We start from the raw sequence: 20,918 nt of genomic DNA on the forward strand, positions 1-20,918 counted from the left end.
TCTGTATGCGGGGCGCGGTTACGCCTTCTTTTCCTCGGTTTTGCCCAGTTCCAGGCGGCGGAACCCCTCGCCGTGAACCTCGTTGGATTGCAGCATGATGATAAAGCAGTGGGGGTCCAGCTGCTTCATCGCCTGCTCGATTTCATACAGCTGCTTGTTGGAGCACGCGCAGAGCACAACGTCCTTGGGGGCGCCGTTAAAGCCGCCCTGACCGTGCAGAATGGTGGAGCCGCGATCCGCCACGCGGTCGATCTCCTCACAGGCGGCCTTGCCGTTGTCGGTGACGATGAGCGCCAGCATCGAGGACGCAAAGCCGAACATCACCTTGTTGATGACCGTCGCCACAAGGTAGTTGAACAGCAGACCGTAAATGACCGAGTCCACGTCGTGGAACACAATGCCGTTGAGCACGATGACCGCCAGCGCCGCCGCAAAGGTCAGGTTGCCGAAGGGCAGATGCGGGTGCTTGACCTTGATGGCCATGGTGACGAAATCCAGGCCTCCGGTGCTGGCGTTCTGCATGTAGATCAGTGCATCGCCGATGCCGCCGATCACGCCGCCGCAGATGGTCGCCAGCAGGCGGTCGCCCTGATAGACAGGCAGGTGCGTCAGGATGGTATCGGTGTAGACGGCAAACATGACCATGCAGAACAGGCTGCGCAAAAAGAACGCACGACCGAGTTTTTTATAGCTGAACAGCACAATAGGGATGTTCAGCACAATGGTAGCGATACCGATGGGCAGCCCGAACAGGCGGTATAAAATGGCGCAGATGCCCGTAACGCCGGTGACCGGCACCCCCGCCGCCACGGCAAAGCTGTAAATGCCCAGGGCCGAGATAAAGCAGCCGATGGCCTCCAACAGAAGGTTGACCCATTTGTTCTTCGTCATGTGCGTTCCTCTTTTCTTGCAGATTCAAAAAGCCGGGGGCATTGGGTAATGCTCCCGGCTGATGTGTTGTGTTGCGAAATCAGACGTTCTTTTTGATTTTGGAGGCTGCGTAGGTCTTGACGGCCGAGGCATCCAAATTGTGCTCAAGCGCAGCACCGGCGGCATACAGCTCATTTTGCATATCGGTGCTCTTCATGGCGGTCAGCAGGTCGTAGGTCTTGACCATCTCGCTGACGGAGGCACCGGTCTTGAGGGGATCCAGGCGGCGGGCCACAAGGATGGAGCTGCCCAGGTCAATGGTGACCCACTCACCGATTTTGGCGGCGTCCAGCGGGTCGGTCAGCTTGTTGGTGCCGTCCTCGCTGTTGGCATAGCCGGACAGGTCACTGGGGGTGAACAGCTGGCTGGCGCCATAGTAAACAGCCTGAGAGGACTCCATCGTGCCGCCCAAGGCTTCCATAGCCTGCGGGGCATAGGTCATGGCGGCGGTGTACACCTGCGTGGCGGCGGCGCTGTCACCGATGGCCTTCTCGCTCAGATCGGCGCGGCATTTTTCTGCGATCTCGCTGACGGCGGTCTTTTGCTCGTCGGTGGCCGCGCTGTAGTTCGTGTAGTTGATCAGCGGCAGCTGCACGCTTTCGATGTAGTAGCAGTTGTCGGTGATGTAAGTCTTGTAGTCATCCTCGGTCACGGGGGTGGTGCCGTTCTCGCCGTAGGTCAGCTCCAGGATCTGCTTGGCCTTCTGGGCGTTGAGCAGGTAGCTTTCCACACTGGCACGGCCGATGCCGTTGGCCTCATAGATTTTGGCGTTGGTATCCCACAGGCTGTCCAGGTTGGAGGCGACGCTGTCCAGCGTGTCGGCGTCCAGTTCGCCGCCCAGCTCCGCAAAGGTTTTTTCCACGGCAGCGTAGTATTCCATCGAACGGTCGGTCAGCTTTTGGATGTACTCGGCACCGCTGGCGGTGACTTCCTCGTCCCCGATGGTACCGGTGCATTCGGCCTTCAGCACGGCCTTGACGTCACTGGTTTTCTTGCCTTCGGGCAGGGTCGCCTTGGAGGCGGCGGTGTTGTAGGCGTTGTACTGCATCAGCAGGTACAGGCCGGACGGGATCTCCACCCCGCCTATATTGCCCACGGTGGACGGGGCGCTCATGTTGCAGCCGGCCAATGCCAGCAGCATACCGCCCGCCATGGCCAGACTGAATACTTTGGTTTTGATAGAACGCATAGGATCGGTTCTCCCTTTACAGTAAGTTGTGCGGCGCGTGCCGTCATTGTTTTTTATTATACCGCTTTTTGCCGCACATTGCAAGCCCCGATGCAGTATGGTATACTAAGGCAATACCGCATAATTCTAAGTGCCGATACGGCGAGCGAGGTGCGGCAGCTGCTAAGCCAAAAGCGCAGATAATACTGGATGTCTTATCGAGCATTTTGGCAACGCAGATGCCGCGCCGCAGCCGCCGAAGCGGTGCTTAAGCCGTAAGGCGGGAATTGTGTGGTGTTGCCTAAGGCAACACACAACTTTCGGGAGGTTTTTATGCTTTTGACCCAACAGCTGGATGCCCTGCCCGCCGGCGGCTGGCAGCCTTTTTTTGATGCCCAGCGCGCCCTGCCCTATTTTGCCGAGCTGGACGCCTTTGTGACGGCCGCTGCCGAGCGCACCACCGTGTATCCCGCACCGGAAAATATTTTTGCGGCATTCCGCGCCTGCCCGCCGAACCAAGTCCGTGCCGTGATTCTGGGGCAGGACCCCTACCACGAGCCGGGCCAGGCGATGGGGCTTTCCTTCTCGGTGCCGGAGGGCTGCAAGGCCCCGCCGAGCCTGCGCAATATTTTTAGGGAGTTGGAATCCGTCTACGGCGAGGGCTGCGCCGCCCACACCGACCTGACCCCCTGGGCCGCGCAGGGCGTGCTGCTTTTGAACACCGTGCTGACGGTGGAGCAGGGCGTGGCCTTTTCCCACGCCAAGCACGGCTGGGAAACCTTTACCCGCGCAGCGCTGGAGTATGCGCTGGCCGATGCCGACACCCCGCTGGCTGCCGTTTTGTGGGGCAAGCCCGCACAGAAGTACGCACCGATTTTCCGTGCAGCCGCCGCACACCGCCCCATACTGGTGCTGGAATCGGCACACCCCAGCCCGCTTTCGGCGTACCGCGGGTTTTTCGGTTCCGACCCGTTTGGCAAGGTCAATGATTTTTTGCGGGAGAACGGGCAGCCGGAAATTCGCTGGCAGGTGTAAGTGCCGGGCATTTTCCGTGTCTTGCTTATACAAAAGGCGCAGCCCGCCGGGGCTGCGCCTTTCTGTTTTGGGGAAGCTCAGAACAGCCGATCCGTCGGGTACAGACCCTGTGCGCTCATCTGCTGCAGGGCGGCCACCAACTCGGGCTTGTCCTCGCGGTAGGTGATGCCATGCCACTTGTCGGTGCTGGTCAGCACGCGGACATCGGCCTTGCCGTCCTGCAAGGCTGCCGTGACCACGCTGGGCAGGTAATACTCGCATTTCAGCGGGTTGACGGGCAGATTCTCGCGCAGGAACTCGGCAAAGCCTGCCTTGGCCTGCGCCACATAGGCGGGGGTAAAGCCCCACAAATTCATCGACACAACAGAGTTTTCGTCCAAATCTGTCCAGGTCTCGCCGCCGTCCTCGCTGTAGTGGATGCCGCCCGCATAGGGGGCAATGCAGGTGCGCTCGGTCACGCTGGACAGGTTGCCCGCCGCATCGGTGACACAGACACCGCGGCTGACGCTGCCGTTGGCGCTGACGGTGTTTTTCAGCAAAAAGCCTACCATGCTCCAGGCAAAGCGGTCGCCGTCGGCGTGGCTGCACAGGTAGTCGTACACCAGTCGGAACCCCTGCGGGCCGTAGTAGTCGTCGGCATTGATGACCGCAAAGGGAGCGTCCCCGATGGCCTCCTCGGCCACCAGAATGGCGTGGGCGGTACCCCAGGGCTTGACGCGGCCCTCCGGCACGGTGAACCCTTCGGGCAGTTTGTCCAGCTGCTGGTAGGCGTAGCGCACCTCAAACCCGGCGCGCAGGGCGCGGGCGCCCACAGCCTCCTTAAAAGCCTGCTCGATCTCGTGCTTGATGATGAACACCACCGTCTCAAAACCGGCGCGGCGGGCATCGTACAGGCTGTAGTCGAGGATTGCCTCCCCCGAAGGCCCAACCGGGTCAATTTGCTTGAGGCCGCCGTAACGGCTGCCCATGCCGGCTGCCATAACTACCAAAATAGGCTTTGTATTCATGATGATTCTCCCTCATACAATGATATGGTCGCACCGCAGGGCCGATGGTTCTCCGTCTGCCTTGCAGTATAGTTTTACTATACTACTTTTTCAAATTCCTTGCAAGTACCTGTCAAAATACTGTGGTATATCCCGCATAAATATGCTATAATGTCTGTATGTACCAGGAGGTAAGCCAATGAAAGAGAACTCTGCTCCCGTCCGCGCGCTGGTGCTGGCCGGCGGCGGCGCCAAGGGAAGCTACCACGTGGGCGTCTACCGCGCTTTGCAGCAGCTGGGTTGGACGCCGGATATCATTACAGGGGCCAGCGTCGGCGCACTGAACGGCCTTTTGTTCACGATGGGCAAGGTGCAGGAGGCCGAGGACATCTGGCGCAGCATGGAGCTGCACGATGTGCTGGAACTGCCCGCCACCACCGAAAAGGACGCCCTGTACAGCTTTTTTATGGATGTGGTGCGCAGCGGCGGCCTGAACGTCGAACCGCTGGGCGAAACCATCGACCGCTATATTGACGAGGACGCGGCGCGGCACTCCCCCATTCGGTTTGGTCTGGTCATGACCGAGCTGGGCACGATGCGCAGCATCCGCTGCCCCATTGACGAGATCCCCGACGGCAAGCTGAAGGACTACCTGCTGGCGTCCAGCGCGTGTTTTCCCGCGCTGCGCCCGCGTGAGATCGACGGCGTAAAATACATCGACGGCGGCTGGCGCGACAATATGCCGCTGGACCTGGCCAAGGACATGGGCGCCGAGGAACTGCTCGCTGTGGACATTGACGGCGTGGGCATTGTCCGCCCCAACACGACCGGCCTGCCCACAAAAATCATACGCAGCCACTGGAACCTTGGCCCCACGCTGGATTTTGACCCCGCACGCGCCGAGCGCAACATTGCCCTGGGCTATTTAGACACCATGCGCCTGTTTGGCCGCTACGGCGGCACAGCTTACGCCATTATGCCCGACTCTGACGGATTTTTGGCACGCTTTGCCGACCGCTACCAGCGCTGCCTGGCCGACGTCTGCGCCCACGCGCCGGAATTTTCTCTGTTTGAAAAGACCGCCCGTCAGCGCATGAACTACCCTGCCCCCTACGCGCCCAACCCCAGTGCCCCCACCCGCGGCGCACTGGCCCCGCTGGAACTGGCCGCCGAGCGCGTGGGTGTGCCTGCCGACCTGCCCTACACCCCCAAGCTGTTGGCCGCCACCTTTATGGGCAGCTTTGACAAGGACCCCGCCGACCGTTTTGCCGACCTGTGGGACGGCAAGGAACGCACCGAGACCGTGGCCGAACGTGCCATCGCCGCAGCGGTGCCGGAGGAATTCGTCACCGCACTGGTCAGCCACACGCTGGCCAACCTTTCGTTTTTGTAACCGCCGCAAGGAGGGAAATTTATGTATACATTTTCCGGTGTATCGGCGTCTCCGGGCCTGGTGCTCGGCCCGGTCGAGATGATCGACCACGGCACGACCGGGCTGCACCGCATTGTGTGCGACCCGTTTCGCGAGCGCGCCCTGTACGATGTTGCCGTGGTGCTGGCCAAGGACGAGCTGCGCCGTTTGAGCCAGCGCGCCAAAGGGCCGGACGCAGACATTCTGCTGTTTCAAATTGCCCTGCTGGAAGATGAATCCTTCACCAACGAGATCGGTGACTACATTGCCGCCGGGGCCGGCGGGGCTGCCGCCGTTGAGCGTGCCGAGCAGATTTTTGCCAAGCGCCTGCGCGACGTGGACGATGAGTACATCCGCGAGCGCAGCGTCGACGTCTGCGATGTCTGCCAGCGTGTGGTGGATATTCTGGACGGCCGCCCGCGCCGCCGCTTGCATCTGACCCGCCCCAGCATTTTGGTGGCGGATCGGTTTTTCCCCAGCGACCTGTTTACCATTGACCGACGCATGATTCTGGGCCTTGCCAGCGACAAGGACAGCACCGTCAGCCATGCTGCCATCATGGCGCGCGGTCTGGGCATTCCGTCGGTCGTACAGCTGGGCGACGGCACGGCCGCACTGGCCGTAGGGCACCGCGCCATTCTGGACGCCGACGGCAGTGTCGGCCGTTTGGTCATAGAGCCGGACGGTTTTCAGGTGGCACAGACCGACTGCAAAATTGCCGTGCGCCGCCTGCATGGCCGCACGCCCGACCCCGTGGCCGCCCTGCCCTGCCTGACCAAAAGCGGCACGGCATTTCGGCTGCTGATTTCGGACAACATCTCCCCCAACGCCAGCTGCGGCCCGCTTATGCCGCAGGGTGCGGCGGGCATCGGTATCCTGCGCACCGAATCCACGATTTTGAACGGCAGCTCGGAGGAACGCCAGCTGGACCTGCTGCGCACCCGTCTGCGCTCTGCCGACGGTGCCATACTGGCCGTGCGCACCTGCAACCCTGCCGCCGACGACGACGCCCCCTGGAGCGCCGAGGTACAGCAGCGCCTGGACGGCAGGCGGGTGTCCCGCCCCCAGATCCGTGCTCTGCTGCGCGCAGCCGGGGAGGGTGATCTGCGCATCATGTTCCCCCGTCTGGACGGTGTCTCCGCCTGGGACGATTGCTGCCGCGAGGTCACCGCCTGCCGCGCCCAACTCAAGTCCGAAGGCATAGAGACCATTGTGCCGCCCATGGGCTGCATCATCGACCGCCCCTCCGCCGCTGTCATGGCCGCCGATTTGATCGACCACGGTGCCCAGCTGCTGGCCATTGATATCGAGGACCTGACCCGCTACACACTGGGCTTGAAGGACGCCGCCGAGGCTGCGCCACGCATTGCCGAGCCCGCCGTGCAGCGGCTTGTCCGCAGCGTACTGCAAACAGCTATTGCCCACAGCGTTACCGTCTACCTGTGCGGTATCACCGTTGAAAACTACCGCCGGCTGACTGCCTACCTGTCGATGGGCATACATAATTTCTGCGTCGAGCCTGCCGCCCTGCTGCCGCTGAAAAAGCTGCTGCTGGAGGCAGAATAACCTTTTCTGCCAGCCGAAAAGAGCCTGGTTCCTGCCCTTATACTATATATAAATAGGTAGCGCCTTGCGCGCAGACTGTAGAAAAAGTCCGTTTCCGGGACATTTGTAGGGATGGGTCTTGACCCATCCGCACCGCTGGCTGCGCGCAGCGCATAAAATCGCGCCGAATGGCGCGTGGTTTTCTCGCGGTGTCGTGCTTTTGGCAAGGCAGCACGGAACGGTCAAGACCGTTCCCTACAAACCTGCCGAAAGTTCTCAATATCCCCGATACAACAACCAACATCCCAACCGCCGCGCAAGATCGTTATAATACACGTCAAGAAAGTGCAAACGACTGCTATGTTAAAAAAGCAACAATACTCCATTGCCAAGAAAAAAACTTTCATGCCAATTTGAGAATCATCAGAAAAAACGGACAGATTTGTCCGTTTTTTCTATCTTTTGCACAATAAATGTGCTATTTTTTCAGCTTTTCGCTGAAACAGAAAAAGGTACTTTCTTTTTTATGAAGAATATGTTAATATATAAACAACAAAGCGCGAGGCAGTTTGAACCAGGCTGACCCACGCTCCGTTGGAGAATGAATTTGGAGGAATGCTTTTATGATGAAGTATCTGCAAAAGCTCGGTAAAGCTCTTATGCTTCCCGTTGCTGCGCTGCCTGTCTGCGGTATCCTGATGGGCATCGGTTACGCTTTCGCTCCCGCTGTTATGGGTGCTGAGGGCGCAACTTCCGGTTTCGCTTACACTCTCGGTTTCCTGCTGATCAAGGCCGGTGGCGCCCTGATCGACAACATGGCTTGGCTGTTCGCCATCGGCGCTGCTGTGGGTCTGTCTGATGACCACGACGGCACTGCCGGTCTGGCCGGTCTGGTCAGCTTCCTGATGATGCAGCAGCTGCTCAGCCCCGGCGTTGTCGGCGCTGTCCGCACGCTGGAAGAAGGCACCGTCGATTACATTGCTTTCAGCAAGATCGCCGGCAACTCTTTCATCGGCATCCTGGCCGCCATCATCGGTGCTGCCTGCTACAACAAGTTTAAGAACACCCAGCTGCCTGACTGGCTGGCATTCTTCAGCGGCAAGCGCAGCGTTGCTATCGTGACCGCCATCGTTTCTATCGTGGTTTCCGTCGTTCTGCTGTTCGTCTGGCCCGTCATCTTCGGCGTTCTGGTTGCCCTCGGCAACGGCATTGCCAAGATGGGCGGCATCGGCGCCGGCATCTACGCTTTCCTGAACCGTCTGCTGATCCCCACCGGTCTGCATCACGCCCTGAACAACGTGTTCTGGTTCGACACCATCGGCCTGGGCGACCTGAGCCACTACTGGGCTGGTGAAACCTCCGCCGATGTGGGCTGGAGCCTCGGCATGTACATGTCCGGCTTCTTCCCCTGCATGATGTTCGGCATTGCCGGTGCTGCTCTGGCTATGGTCCAGACCGCTAAGAACAAGAAGGCCGCTATCGGTCTGGTTGTTTCCGCTGCTATCTGCGCCTTCGTCTGCGGCGTTACCGAGCCCTTCGAGTTCGGCTTCATGTTCCTCTGCTTCCCCCTGTATGTTGTTTATGCTGCTCTGTACGGCATCTTCACCATCATCACCTACTACTCCGGCTTCCGTGCAGGCTTCTGCTTCTCCGCCGGTGCTACCGACCTGATCTTCTCCGCCAGCCTGCCTGCTGCCGCTAAGACCTGGATGATCATCCCTCTGGGCATCGCTGCCTTCGTCGTGTTCTACTTCGTCTTTAAGATCGCCATCACCAAGTTCGACCTGAAGACCCCCGGTCGTGAGGATGAGGACGCTGAGGCTGCCGAGGCCAACATCACCCTGGCCAACAACGACTTCACTGCCATCGCTTCCGGCGTTCTGGCTGCTGTCGGCGGCAAGGGCAACGTTGCCAACGTTGACTACTGCGCTACCCGTCTGCGCTTCGAGGTCAAGGACAGCACTGCTGTCAACGAGAAGGCCGTCAAGGCTGCCGGTGCTGCAGGCGTTATCCGCCCCAGCAAGACCGCTTGCCAGGTCGTTATCGGACCCAAGGTTCAGTTCGTTTATGACGAGCTGAAGAAGATGCTGTAATAAGAAGTTACGGCATCTGCGTAAAGGTCTGGTTCCCTTTACACACCGCCGTGGGCGGGCGTTAAGCCCGCCCACGGCTTTTTTATGCGCAAAACGGCAAATCCGCACAAAATTCGCCTGTATCCCCTGTTATTTTTTTCGCAACGTGGTATAATAGAGTTATAGTATTTGGCACACCCAAATTAACCGGAGGTATGTAACTATGAAGATCATTCGCGCAAAGGACTACTACGACATGTCCCGCAAGGCTGCCAACATCATTTCCGCACAGGTCATCATGAAACCCGACTGTGTGCTGGGTCTGGCCACCGGCGGCACCCCTGTGGGCACCTACAAGCAGCTGGTAGAATGGTACAACAAGGGCGATGTGGACTTCTCGGAAGTGACCACCGTCAACCTGGACGAGTACCGCGGCCTGCCCAAGGAGCACCCCGAAAGCTACTGGAGCTTTATGCACCGCAATCTGTTCGATTTGGTCAACATCCGCCCCGAAGCCATCAACCTGCCCGACGGCACCAACATGGACGCCGATGCCGAATGTGCCCGTTATGACGCCGTTATTAAGCATGTCGGCGGCGTTGACCTGCAGCTGCTGGGCATCGGCCATGACGGCCACATCGGCTTTAACGAGCCTAACGAGGCTTTTGAGCTGGGCACCCACTGCGTCGACCTGAAGCCTGAGACCATCGAGGCCAACAAGCGTTTCTTTGACGGCAACGAGGATCTGGTTCCCAAACAGGCTTACACCATGGGCATCAAGACCATCATGCAGGCCCGCAAGGTGCTGATGGTTGCCAACGGTGCCGGCAAGGCCGAGATCGTCAAGAAGGCTTTCTTCGGCCCCGTTACCCCCGAAGTGCCCGCCAGCATCCTGCAGATGCACCCCGACTTCATTCTGGTCGGTGACGAGGAAGCCCTCAGCCTGATCTGAAGGCAGGAGGTTTGACTGCTATGATTATCAAAAATGCCAAGGTGTTCAGCGACGGCTGCCGCTTTGCGGAAAAAGACCTGATCATCCGTGACGGCCGCATCGTGTTCGGTGCGCCCGCACTAGAAAACGAGGAGGTCGTGGACGCCAAGGGTGCCTACGCCCTGCCGGGTCTTGTGGATATCCACTTCCACGGTGCAGTCGGTCACGATTTCTGCGACGCCGACGAAGCCGGTCTGCAGGTCATTGCAGACTTTGAGGCAAGCAAGGGCGTGTTGGCCATCTGCCCCGCCACCATGACCTTCAGCGAGGAGATCCTCAACGGGATCATGGACGTGGCTGCCGCCCACAAAAATGGCAAGGGTGCCGATCTGGTCGGCATCAACATGGAAGGCCCTTACATCAGCCCCAAAAAGGTCGGCGCACAGAACCCCAAGTACGTTATGGGTGCCGATGCCGCGATGTTCCGCCGTTTGCAGGCGCGCAGCGGCGGTCTGATCAAGCTGGTGGACGTTGCGCCGGAGGAGCCGGGCAACCTGGACTTTATCAAGGAATGTCATGATGAGGTCCGCATTTCCATTGCCCACACCTGCACCGACTACGACACCGCCAAGGCAGCCTTTGCCGCCGGTGCCAGCCACATGACCCACCTGTACAACGCCATGCCCGGCATCACCCACCGTAATCCCGGCCCCATCATTGCCGCGTTGGAGGAGGGTGCCGAGGTTGAGCTGATCACCGACAACGTGCATATTCATCCCGCCATGGTGCGCTTTACCTTCAACACCTTCGGCGATGACCATGTGATTTTGATTGCCGACAGCATGATGGCCTGCGGTCTGCCTGACGGCCAGTACAGTCTGGGCGGCCAGGCTGTCACCGTCAAAGGCCCCCGCGCCACCCTGACCGAGCAGCCCGGCACCATTGCCGGCAGCGCCACCTGCCTGTTTGACTGTATGCGCCGCGCCGTGCTGGATATGGGCGTGCCGCTGGAAAGCGCCGTTCGCGCCGCCACCCTGAACCCCGCCCGCAGCATCGGCATTGATGCCGACTACGGCAGCCTGGATGCCGGCCGCTACGGCAATGTAGTTCTGGTCGACGAGGCGCTGAACATTCAGGCCATTATCCAAAAGGGTGTCCGCATCGTCTGATGCCCCCTCCCCTATCGTCAAAAATGTATGCTTAACGCCCAAGGGCGGCTGCGGAAATGCAGCCGCCCTTGGGCGTTCTTTTGCCTATGAAATTACAGCACGATAAAGGTGCAGGTTGCGGCCGGCAGGGTCAGCTCGCCGGCAGGGGCGGTGACGGGGGCCATTTCGGGCAGGGTGTTGCCCTCGCCCAGAACCAGCGGTTTGCCGTTGCACAGCATTGTGTCAGCGCGCAGCGTCTCGGCAGAAAGCTGATAGACCTCGGCAGCCTTGGGCAGGCTGACGGTGGTGGCGTCGGTCTTGCTGTTGTTGATGACCAGGTAGGCAGCGCCGGGCTTGCCGTCGGCGCGGGAATGGGCGTAAACGTGGGCACCCTCGCGGATAGGCTCGGCAGCGTCATAGACGGTGGTGCCCATAATGCGGTTCCACAGCAGGACGGCAAAGTAGTTGGGGCGCGGGTCAAAGACGGTATGGCTCAGGTAGCCGTAGTCGCTGGACGCCAGCGTGTTGTGGAAGATGATGCCGTCTGTCACGGTGGGGAAGCTACCCAGCTCGTTCAGTGTGCGGAAAACATCCTGATAGGTCGAGGCCCAGGTCGTACCGCCGCCGCCTGCGTCGCCGGACTCGGTGACCCACATCTGGGCACCGGGGCAGTAGGTATCGCGCTTTTCAGCGTGCAGACGTGCCAGATTTCCGGCCACAGCCAGGTAATCCTCGCTGAGGGCACGGTCAGGCTTCCAGTAGTTGGCCGGCATGACGGCCTTCAGGCGCTCCGAAACGCCGTTGTAGTAGTGGTAGCTGAACACATCCAGCTTTTCCTGCATGGGCTGCATCAGGCTGTCCAGCGGAACGGTGGGCAGGAAGTTAAACGCCGGCTTGTCGGACTTGTAGGTCGGATCGGTGACGGGCATACCGTCGGAGGCACTGGTGCCGACCAGCAGGCAATCGGGATAATTCTCGCGCAGCCAGCGGGCAAAAACGTCGTGGTTCTTGGCGAACAGCTCGGAGGTGTAGCCCTTGGGGCAGCCGGAGATTTCCAGCATGTGCGGCTCGTTGACAAACTCGGCCGCGTCGATGGGCATACCGTACTCCTTGCTCAGGGCAAAGATCTGCTCGGCCTGGCTGGGGTTCCAGGGCGCATCGGCATGGTGCAGGCCGTCGCAGTCGGCCACGCTGATCAACAGCTTGGCACCGATCTCTTTGCAGAAATCCAGCACGCCCAGCCACTGCGCACGGGTCAGGACGGCGTCGTAGCCTTCGGGGGCTGTGCCGCCGGTGTGGCCGTCAAAGTCGTAGTAGGTCTTGGTGGCCCAGGTGCCGGAGACACGCACCCAGGCGGGGCCGATCTCCCTGGCAAGCTTGCGCAGCTTTTCGTCGTAGAGGTTGATGGGGTCATAATACTGCATCAGGGCGTTTTTGTCCATCATCCGGCCGCCGGTGCCCTTTTTCAGTTCAAATTCTTCCTCGCCGGCAATCTGGGCGGGGGTGTAGGCTTTCCAGAACGTGCCGCCCGTGACCTCTGCCATCTCGACATCGTAAGAGACCAGCCGCGCATCTACCACGCGCAGCTGCTGCAGCGTTTCGGGGTTCAGTTTCACGAATTGTGCCATAGTGCATTCTCCTTTTTTACGGGGCTGTCGTGCCCTTTGTTTCTTGCTTTCATTGTAGCATAGGCCGTGCGGCTCCTGTAAGGATTTTTTTGCGGATAATGCGTGTTATTTTACGATTTGTTGGCAGGTCTGCGCGCTGCCGCAGCGGCACAGTGTTATGAGAAATGCCGCAATATTTGCTGTTGTGTTTTTCCCGCAAAGAGACTATAATAGTCTCGCATTTTTCTTTTTTCGGGAGAGTTTTATGAAGAAAAAAATCATCCGTCATCTTCGCAGTGCCGTCGGGTATCTGCTTGTCTGTGCCAAATGGCTGGCACTGGCCGCGCTGGTAGGTTGTGTTGTAGGGCCGCTGGGTGCGGCGTTTGGCCTGGCCTTAAATTGGGCCAACGCCACCCGCGCCGCGCAGCCGTGGCTGCTGTACCTACTGCCCGTGGCGGGCCTTGGCATCGTGTTTTTGTATGAGCATCTCGACCCGGACGGCGGCTCGGTCAATCAGGTCTTTACCTCGGTGCGGGAGCGCAAGCCCGTAAAGCTGCGTTCTGCGCCGCTGATTTTTGTGTCCACCGTCATAACACATCTGTTCGGCGGTTCCAGCGGTCGTGAGGGCGCTGCCCTGCTGCTGGGCGGCTCGGTGTCCGGCAATCTCGGCAAGGTGCTGCGGCTGGAACACCGCGACTGCCGCTTGATGACTATGTGCGGTATGGCGGGCGCGTTCTCTGCTGTTTTCGGCACACCGCTGGCTGCCACCATCTTTACCTTGGAGGTCGTGGATGTCGGCTCCATGCAGTACGCCGCGCTGCTGCCCTGCCTGCTTTCGTCGCTGGTAGGTGTTTTTATCAGCGGTCGGATGGGTCTTGCCCCCGAAGCCTTTTCCCTGCAGGCAGAGGTTACCGCCACACCGCTGAACCTTGCGCGGGTCATCGTGCTGGGGGCGCTGCTGGCTGCGCTGAGCATCTTTTTTTGCGAGCTGCTGCACATCGCACCTAAGCTGTACAAAAAATATCTACCCAACCGCTATCTGCGCATTATGGCAGGCGGTGTGCTGATTCTGGCTTTGACAAAGCTGCTCGGCACGACCGATTACAACGGTGCCGGCGCTGCCGTTATTGAGGCTGCCATCGACGGTCAGGCGCTGCCCTACGCCTTCCTTTTAAAAATGCTGTTCACCGCCCTCACGTTGGGCGCAGGCTTTAAGGGCGGCGAGATCGTCCCCATTTTCTTTACGGGGGCGACCTTTGGCTGTGTGGCAGCCCCGCTGCTGGGTCTGCCGCCGCAGCTGGGTGCCGCGTTGGGCATGGTCGCGCTTTTCTGCGGCTGTACCAACAGCCCGCTGGCCTCCATCTGCCTGGCAATCGAGGTATTCGGCGGGCGGTGCGTCCCACTGTTTGCGCTTGCCTGTGCTGTTTCCTATATGCTGTCCAGCTATTTCAGCCTGTACCGCGAACAGCATTTTATGCACTCCAAGCTGCGCATCGTCGGCGTGCGGCGCATCCACGGCATCTGGACAGAGTCGGACACAGCGCACAGCGATGCGCATACAGAAAGCAAATAATTGCAAACTGCGGCGTACATTTCGCAACTATTTTGCTGAGTTTCTGAAATTTCTTTTACTTTAGCATTGTAAAGCAACGCCATCTATGGTATGATGTAGGCAAGAACAAAGACGTTCCCACAAGGGGCTTGTGTGCCCTGTGGGAGCGTCTTTTTTGTTCGCCCCGAAAAGCGCAGCGTATTGTGCGTAGCTGCGGCGTTTTCGGCATTAGGAAGGGAGAGATTACAAGGCATGGAGAACTTTACCGAGCGCAAGTCCCCCGCCGGGCTGTACAGCCCCCAATTTGAGCATGACAACTGCGGCATCGGTGCTGTGGTGGACATCAAGGGCCGCAAAAGCCACCGAACCCTGGACGATGCGCTGCAGATCGTTGAGCATCTGGAGCACCGCGCAGGCAAGGACGCCGAGGGCAAAACCGGCGACGGCGTGGGGATTCTGGTGCAAATCAGCGACAAGTTTTTTCAAAAGGTCGCGCAGGAGTTGGGCATCGCTCTGGGGAAAGAGCGCGAATACGGCATTGGTATGTTCTTTTTCCCGCAGGACGAGTTGAAGCGCAACCAAGCCAAAAAGCTGTTTGAGATCGTCTGCCAAAAGGAGGGGCTGCCCTTCCTGGGTTGGCGCGAGGTTCCCACCTGCCCCGCCGTGCTGGGGCACAAGGCCGTGGCCTGTATGCCCAGCATCTGGCAGGGCTTTGTGGGCAAGCCGCCGCGTCTGGACGCCGGCATTGCCTTTGACCGCCGCCTGTATGTGGTGCGCCGTGTGTTTGAGCAGTCCAGCCCGGACACCTACGTTTGCAGCCTGTCCAGCCGTACCATCGTGTACAAGGGCATGTTCCTTGTCAAGGAGCTGCGGCTGTTCTACCCCGATTTGCAGGACACCGACTATGAATCCGCCATCGGCATGGTGCACAGCCGCTTTTCCACCAACACGTCCCCCAGCTGGAACCGCGCCCACCCCAACCGCTTTATTTTGCACAACGGCGAGATCAACACCATCCGCGGCAACGTGGACACCATGCTTGCACGCGAGGAAACCATCGGTTCCCACTACTTAAAGGACGACATGACGAAGGTTTTGCCCATCGTCAACCAGGGTGGCTCTGACTCTGCCCAGCTGGACAACACGCTGGAATTCATGGTCATGAACGGCATGGATCTGCCGCTGGCGGTCATGGTGACGATCCCCGAACCGTGGGACAACAACAAGGCGATGGACCCCAAGCGCCGCGATTTCTACCAATATTACGCCACCATGCTGGAGCCGTGGGACGGCCCTGCCAGCATCCTGTTCAGCGACGGCGATGTGATGGGCGCGGTGCTGGACCGCAACGGTCTGCGCCCCAGCCGCTATTATATCACCAAGGACGGGCGGCTGATCCTTTCCAGCGAGGTCGGCGTGCTCGACCTGCCCGCCGAGGACGTTTTGCGCAAGGATCGCCTGCGCCCCGGCAAGATGCTGCTGGTGGATACCGTCAAGGGCGAGCTTGTCGACGACGAAAAGCTGAAGGCCGACTACGCAAGCCGCCAGCCCTACGGCGAGTGGCTCGACCGCAACCTTGTGTCGCTGTCCTCTCTGCGGGTGCCCAACAAGAAAATCCCCGGTTACACAAAGGAACAGCTTGTTCGGCTGCAGAAGGCCTTCGGCTATCGGTATGAGGACGTCTCGACCATTCTGCTGCCGATGGCGAAAAACGGCAGCGAGCCCGCCGGGGCCATGGGCAGCGACACCCCGCTGGCGGTGTTGAGCCATACCCGCCCCGCCCTGAGCGAATACTTTAAGCAGATGTTCGCGCAGGTCACCAACCCGCCCATCGATGCCCTGCGGGAGAAGATCGTCACCTCCACCACCGTCTACGTCGGTGCGCAGGGCAACCTGCTGCAGGAGGACGCCGACAACTGCAAGGTGCTGAAAATCGACAACCCCATTTTGACCGAGACCGACCTGCTGAAAATCAAGGCCATGGACGTGCCCGGTTTCAAGGTTGTGACCCTGTCCATCTGCTATTACAAAAACACCGATCTGGAAAACGCCATCGACCGCCTGTTTGTCGATGTAGACCGCGCTTACCGCGACGGCGCCAACATTTTGATTTTGTCCGACCGCGACATTGACGAGTATCACGTCGCCATTCCCAGCCTGCTGGCTGTGGGCGCTGTCAGCAAATATCTGGTGCGCACCCGCAAGCGCACCGCCATGGCTCTGATCCTGGAAAGCGGCGAGCCGCGCCTTGTGCACGATTTTGCCACCCTGCTGGGCTACGGTGCTGCCGCCATCAACCCCTATCTTGCGCAGGAAACCATCGGTGAGCTTATCTCCGACGGTCTGCTGGACAAGGACTACTATGCCGCCGTGCAGGACTACAACCGCGCCGTGCTGGCAGGCATCGTGAAGATTGCCTCCAAGATGGGCATCTCCACCATTCAATCCTACGCGGGCAGCCAGATCTTTGAGGCGCTGGGCATCAGCAAGGAGGTCGTGGACAAGTATTTCACGAACACCGTTTCCCGCGTGGGCGGCATTACGATTCGGGACATCCAGAACGATTTGGAGGCCCGCCATCAGGAGGCCTTTGACCCGCTGGGGTTGGATATCAACCGCGAGCTGCCCAGCCTGGGTGCCCACAAGTACCGCGGCGGCCCCGCTGCCGAGCAGCACCTGTACAACCCGCAGACCATCCACCTGCTGCAGCAGGCCTGCCGTACCGGCAGCTTTGAAACCTTTAAGCAGTACACAGCGGCCGCCGCCAACGAGGGCGGCGACGCCATGCATCTGCGCAGCCTGCTTGACTTCAACTACCCCGAAACCGACGTCCCGCTGGACGAGGTCGAGAGCGTGGATTCCATCATAAAGCGGTTCAAGACCGCCGCCATGAGCTACGGCGCGCTGTCCGAGGAGGCGCACGAGTGCATGGCCATCGCCATGAACCGGCTGGGCGGCAAGTCCAACACCGGCGAGGGCGGCGAGGCCGAGGATCGCTTCGGCACCGAGCGCAACTCTGCCATCAAGCAGGTGGCGTCCGCCCGTTTCGGCGTGACCAGCAAGTATCTGGTATCCGCCAGCGAGATCCAAATCAAGATGGCGCAGGGTGCCAAGCCCGGCGAGGGCGGCCAGCTGCCCGGCGGCAAGGTGTACCCGTGGGTCGCCAAGACCCGCAACTCCACGACGGGTGTGGGGCTTATCTCTCCCCCGCCGCACCACGATATCTACTCCATCGAGGATCTGGCACAGCTCATCTACGATTTGAAGTGCGCCAACCGCAAGGCTGCCATCAACGTCAAGCTGGTCAGTGAGGCCGGTGTCGGCACGATTGCCGCCGGTGTGGCCAAGGCGGGCGCAGAGGTTATTCTGATTTCCGGCTTTGACGGCGGCACGGGCGCTGCGCCGCGCAACTCCATCCACAACGCCGGTTTGCCGTGGGAGCTGGGTCTTGCCGAGGCACACCAGTGCCTGATTCTGAACGGGCTGCGCAGCCGTGTGCGCATCGAGGCCGACAGCAAGCTGATGAGCGGCCGCGATGTGGCCATCGCCGCCCTGCTGGGTGCCGAAGAATTCGGGTTCGGCACAGGCCCCCTGGTTGCCATGGGCTGCGTGATGATGCGCGTTTGCAACCTGGACACCTGCCCCATGGGCATCTGCACCCAAAACCCCGAACTGCGCAAGCGGTTTGCGGGCAAGCCTGAGTATGTCATGAACTTTATGCGCTTCATGGCCGAGGATCTGCGCGCCTATATGGCCAAGCTGGGTGTGCGCACCGTGGATGAGCTGGTCGGCCGCACCGACCTGCTGAAGGTCAAGCCCGCGCCTGCCGGCTCCCGCGCCGCGGAGATGGACCTCTCGGCCCTGCTGCAAAACCCGCTGATCGAAAATTCCAACATTCATTTTGACCCGCAGGACGTCTATAACTTCCATCTGGAAAAGACCCCCGACATGCGCGTTCTTGCGAAGAAATTCAAGAAGGACTTTGAGTCCGACGAGCCGAAACCCATGACCGTCACGCTGGATGTCGGCAACACCGACCGCGCGTTCGGCACCATCTTCGGCAGCGAGATCACCGCCAAATTCGGCAACACCCTGCCCGACGACACCTTCCATGTGGTTTGCCGCGGCTATGGCGGTCAGAGCTTCGGCGCGTTCCTGCCCAAAGGGCTGACGCTGGAATTGATCGGCGATGCCAACGACTACATCGGCAAGGGACTGTCGGGCGGCAAAATCATCGTCTACCCGCCGAAAAACGTTACATTTGACCGCTGCGAGAACATCGTCATCGGCAACGTGGCACTCTACGGTGCCACGGGCGGCAAGGCGTTCATCAACGGTGTGGCGGGCGAGCGGTTCTGCGTGCGCAATTCCGGCGGCATCGCGGTTGTCGAGGGCGTGGGCGACCACGGCTGCGAGTACATGACGGGCGGCACGGTGGTCGTGCTGGGCAAAACGGGCAAAAACTTTGCGGCCGGCATGAGCGGCGGCATCGCCTATGTGCTGGACGAGGACTGGGATTTCTACCAGCGCGTCAACAAAGACATGGTCAGCCTGGAGCCTGTCGAGCATAAGTACGATGTATCGCTGTTAAAAGACCTGATCCGTGAACATGTCGAGCTGACAGGTTCGCCGCGCGGCAAGCAAATTCTTGACAATTTCGGGGAATATCTGCCCAAGTTCAAGAAGGTCCTGCCCCACGACTACGACAAGATGCTGCGGCTCATCGCCCAGATGGAAGAAAAGGGCGAGGACAGCGAGCAAGCGCAAATTGAGGCGTTCTACGCCATGAAAAACGCAAAGTAAGGGAGGCAGATTACCATGGGAAAACCGACAGGATTTATTGAAATCACGCGGCAGACCGCCACAGAGCTGCCGCCTGAGGAACGCATCCGCAATTTTAACGAGTTTCATATTCCGCTGCACACCGACGAGCAGCAGGCTCAGGGCGCGCGCTGCATGGATTGCGGCGTCCCCTTCTGCCAAAGCGGTGTACAGTTGGGCGGCATGTTCAGCGGCTGCCCGCTGAACAGCCTTATCCCTGAGTGGAACGATCTGGTTTATCAGGGCAAGTGGGATCTGGCCGTGCACCGCCTGATTGCCGCAAACCGCTACCCTGAGTTTACCAGCCGGGTCTGCCCCGCCTTGTGCGAGGCGGCCTGCACCTGCGGCCATGTAACAGGCAGCGCGGTAACGGTGAAGGAAAATGAGCGTGCCATCGTGGAATACGGTTACGAAAACGGTGTTATCCACGCTGTACCGCCCCCCGCGCGCACCGGCAAGACGGTGGCGGTCATCGGCGCAGGGCCTGCGGGGCTTTCGGTGGCCGACCTGCTGAACAAGCGCGGCCACAAGGTTACGATTTACGAGCGAGAGGATCGCCCCGGCGGGCTGCTGATGTACGGCATCCCCAACATGAAGCTGGAAAAATGGGTCATTGACCGTCGGGTAAAAATTCTGCAGGACGAGGGCATTGAGTTTGTCTTTCACGCCGATGTGGGCAGCAATGTCAGCGCCGAGGAGCTGAAATCCCGCTACGACGCGGTCGTGCTTTGCTGCGGTGCCAAGCAGCCGCGCGACGTCAACGTCACGGGGCGCGATGCGCAGGGCATCTTCTTTGCGGTGGATTACCTGACAAGCGTGACCCGCAGCCTGCTGGATTCCGACTTTGCCGACGGACGCGCGGTTTCTGCCGCAGGCAAGCGGGTGCTGGTCATCGGCGGCGGCGACACCGGCAACGACTGCGTGGGCACGGCCATCCGCCAGGGTTGCGCAAGCGTTACCCAGCTGGAAATGATGCCCTGCCCGCCTGCCGTCCGCGCACCCGGCAACGACTGGCCGGAGTGGCCGCGTGTGCTGAAAACCGACTACGGCCAGCAGGAGGCAATTGCCCTGTTTGGCACCGACCCCCGCATGTATCAGACCACCGTGAAGGAGTTTTACAAGAACGAATCCGGGCAGGTCTGCGGTGCGCTGGTTGCCAAGCTGAAAAGCGAAGTCGTGGACGGCCGCCGCCAGATGGTACCCACGGGGGAGGAAACCACACTGGACTGCGACCTGGTGCTGATTGCAGCAGGCTTTACCGGCTGCGAGCCGTATGTGGCCGACGCCTTCGGTCTGGAATTGACACCGCGCGGCACGGTGGCCGATGTAAAATATGCCACCTCCGACCCGAAGGTGTTTGCCTGCGGCGATATGCGCCGCGGCCAAAGCCTTGTGGTGTGGGCCTTGCGCGAGGGCCGCGACACCGCCGCTGTGGTGGATAAAGCACTGATGGGCTACACGAACCTATAACAAACCGGGGCGGGCTGCTTTAGCAGCCCGCCCCGATTTGTTGGAAATATTTTGCAGGTAGATTTAATTTCTCACCGATCAAACATTTTCGCGTAATGTCCCCGACGGCGATGTCCGGTTCCCGCCAATGACCATGCGATTACCTTCAACTCTGCCGGCGTTTTGCCGACAGAGCTTTTTTGCAGCATGGCCTTCCGACAAGGCGGCCTGATTTGTCCGTATACAGGGGGCTGCGGCTTCGT

13 protein-coding genes are annotated in these 20,918 nt (G+C 60.0%); 9 read left to right on the forward strand and 4 right to left on the reverse strand.

From position 1 onward, the window contains the following. Positions 1 to 18: 18 nt before the first annotated feature. Both Q0I19_RS06265 and Q0I19_RS06270 read right to left on the reverse strand, forming a co-directional pair. A complete protein-coding gene (locus tag Q0I19_RS06265; protein ID WP_294758312.1) occupies positions 19 to 891 on the reverse strand; it encodes a YitT family protein in 873 nt (290 codons plus the stop codon). A gap of 79 nt (positions 892 to 970) precedes the next feature. After that, a complete protein-coding gene (locus tag Q0I19_RS06270; protein ID WP_294758313.1) occupies positions 971 to 2,119 on the reverse strand; it encodes a hypothetical protein in 1,149 nt (382 codons plus the stop codon). A 312-nt stretch (positions 2,120 to 2,431) separates the two neighbouring features. On the opposite strand from Q0I19_RS06270, the gene Q0I19_RS06275 reads away from it, so the two are divergent. Further along, on the forward strand, positions 2,432 to 3,133 hold the full coding sequence (locus Q0I19_RS06275; protein ID WP_294758314.1) for a uracil-DNA glycosylase: 702 nt from the start codon (positions 2,432 to 2,434) through the stop codon (positions 3,131 to 3,133). 77 nt (positions 3,134 to 3,210) lie between these two features. On the opposite strand, the gene Q0I19_RS06280 is transcribed toward Q0I19_RS06275, so the two are convergent. Next, complete coding sequence (locus Q0I19_RS06280) at positions 3,211 to 4,140, reverse strand: sugar phosphate nucleotidyltransferase (RefSeq protein ID WP_294758315.1); 930 nt, start codon at positions 4,138 to 4,140, stop codon at positions 3,211 to 3,213. A 178-nt stretch (positions 4,141 to 4,318) separates the two neighbouring features. Here Q0I19_RS06280 and Q0I19_RS06285 point away from each other — a divergent pair, with 178 nt between their 5' ends. The 5 genes from Q0I19_RS06285 (at position 4,319) to nagA (ending at position 11,247) form a co-directional block, all read left to right on the forward strand. Then, the gene (locus Q0I19_RS06285; RefSeq protein ID WP_294758316.1) at positions 4,319 to 5,512 is read left to right on the forward strand and encodes a patatin-like phospholipase family protein; all 1,194 of its coding nucleotides are present in this window, start codon (positions 4,319 to 4,321) and stop codon (positions 5,510 to 5,512) included. A 21-nt stretch (positions 5,513 to 5,533) separates the two neighbouring features. Then, on the forward strand, positions 5,534 to 7,096 hold the full coding sequence (locus tag Q0I19_RS06290; protein WP_294758318.1) for a putative PEP-binding protein: 1,563 nt from the start codon (positions 5,534 to 5,536) through the stop codon (positions 7,094 to 7,096). Between the two features lie 602 nt (positions 7,097 to 7,698). Then, positions 7,699 to 9,168: a PTS transporter subunit EIIC gene (locus tag Q0I19_RS06295; RefSeq protein ID WP_294758319.1), complete on the forward strand. Its 1,470-nt coding sequence runs from the start codon at positions 7,699 to 7,701 to the stop codon at positions 9,166 to 9,168. 202 nt (positions 9,169 to 9,370) lie between these two features. Beyond that, positions 9,371 to 10,099 (forward strand): glucosamine-6-phosphate deaminase, encoded by a 729-nt coding sequence (nagB, locus tag Q0I19_RS06300; protein ID WP_294758320.1) that lies wholly within the window; start codon positions 9,371 to 9,373, stop codon positions 10,097 to 10,099. 20 nt (positions 10,100 to 10,119) lie between these two features. After that, a complete protein-coding gene (gene nagA, locus Q0I19_RS06305; protein ID WP_294758321.1) occupies positions 10,120 to 11,247 on the forward strand; it encodes an N-acetylglucosamine-6-phosphate deacetylase in 1,128 nt (375 codons plus the stop codon). 92 nt (positions 11,248 to 11,339) lie between these two features. On the opposite strand, the gene Q0I19_RS06310 is transcribed toward nagA, so the two are convergent. Then, complete coding sequence (locus Q0I19_RS06310; protein ID WP_294758322.1) at positions 11,340 to 12,854, reverse strand: beta-glucuronidase; 1,515 nt, start codon at positions 12,852 to 12,854, stop codon at positions 11,340 to 11,342. 244 nt (positions 12,855 to 13,098) lie between these two features. Here Q0I19_RS06310 and Q0I19_RS06315 point away from each other — a divergent pair, with 244 nt between their 5' ends. The 3 genes from Q0I19_RS06315 to Q0I19_RS06325 all read left to right on the forward strand — a co-directional run bounded on the left by Q0I19_RS06315 (position 13,099) and on the right by Q0I19_RS06325 (position 20,676). Beyond that, a complete protein-coding gene (locus Q0I19_RS06315; protein WP_294758323.1) occupies positions 13,099 to 14,406 on the forward strand; it encodes a chloride channel protein in 1,308 nt (435 codons plus the stop codon). A gap of 231 nt (positions 14,407 to 14,637) precedes the next feature. Further along, entirely contained in the window at positions 14,638 to 19,188 is a 4,551-nt protein-coding gene (gltB, locus tag Q0I19_RS06320) for a glutamate synthase large subunit (protein ID WP_294758325.1), read from the forward strand. A 15-nt stretch (positions 19,189 to 19,203) separates the two neighbouring features. Then, the gene (locus Q0I19_RS06325; RefSeq protein ID WP_294758326.1) at positions 19,204 to 20,676 is read left to right on the forward strand and encodes a glutamate synthase subunit beta; all 1,473 of its coding nucleotides are present in this window, start codon (positions 19,204 to 19,206) and stop codon (positions 20,674 to 20,676) included. Positions 20,677 to 20,918 lie beyond the last annotated feature (242 nt).

This window comes from uncultured Gemmiger sp., assembly GCF_934561205.1.
Taxonomy (GTDB): domain Bacteria; phylum Bacillota; class Clostridia; order Oscillospirales; family Ruminococcaceae; genus Gemmiger.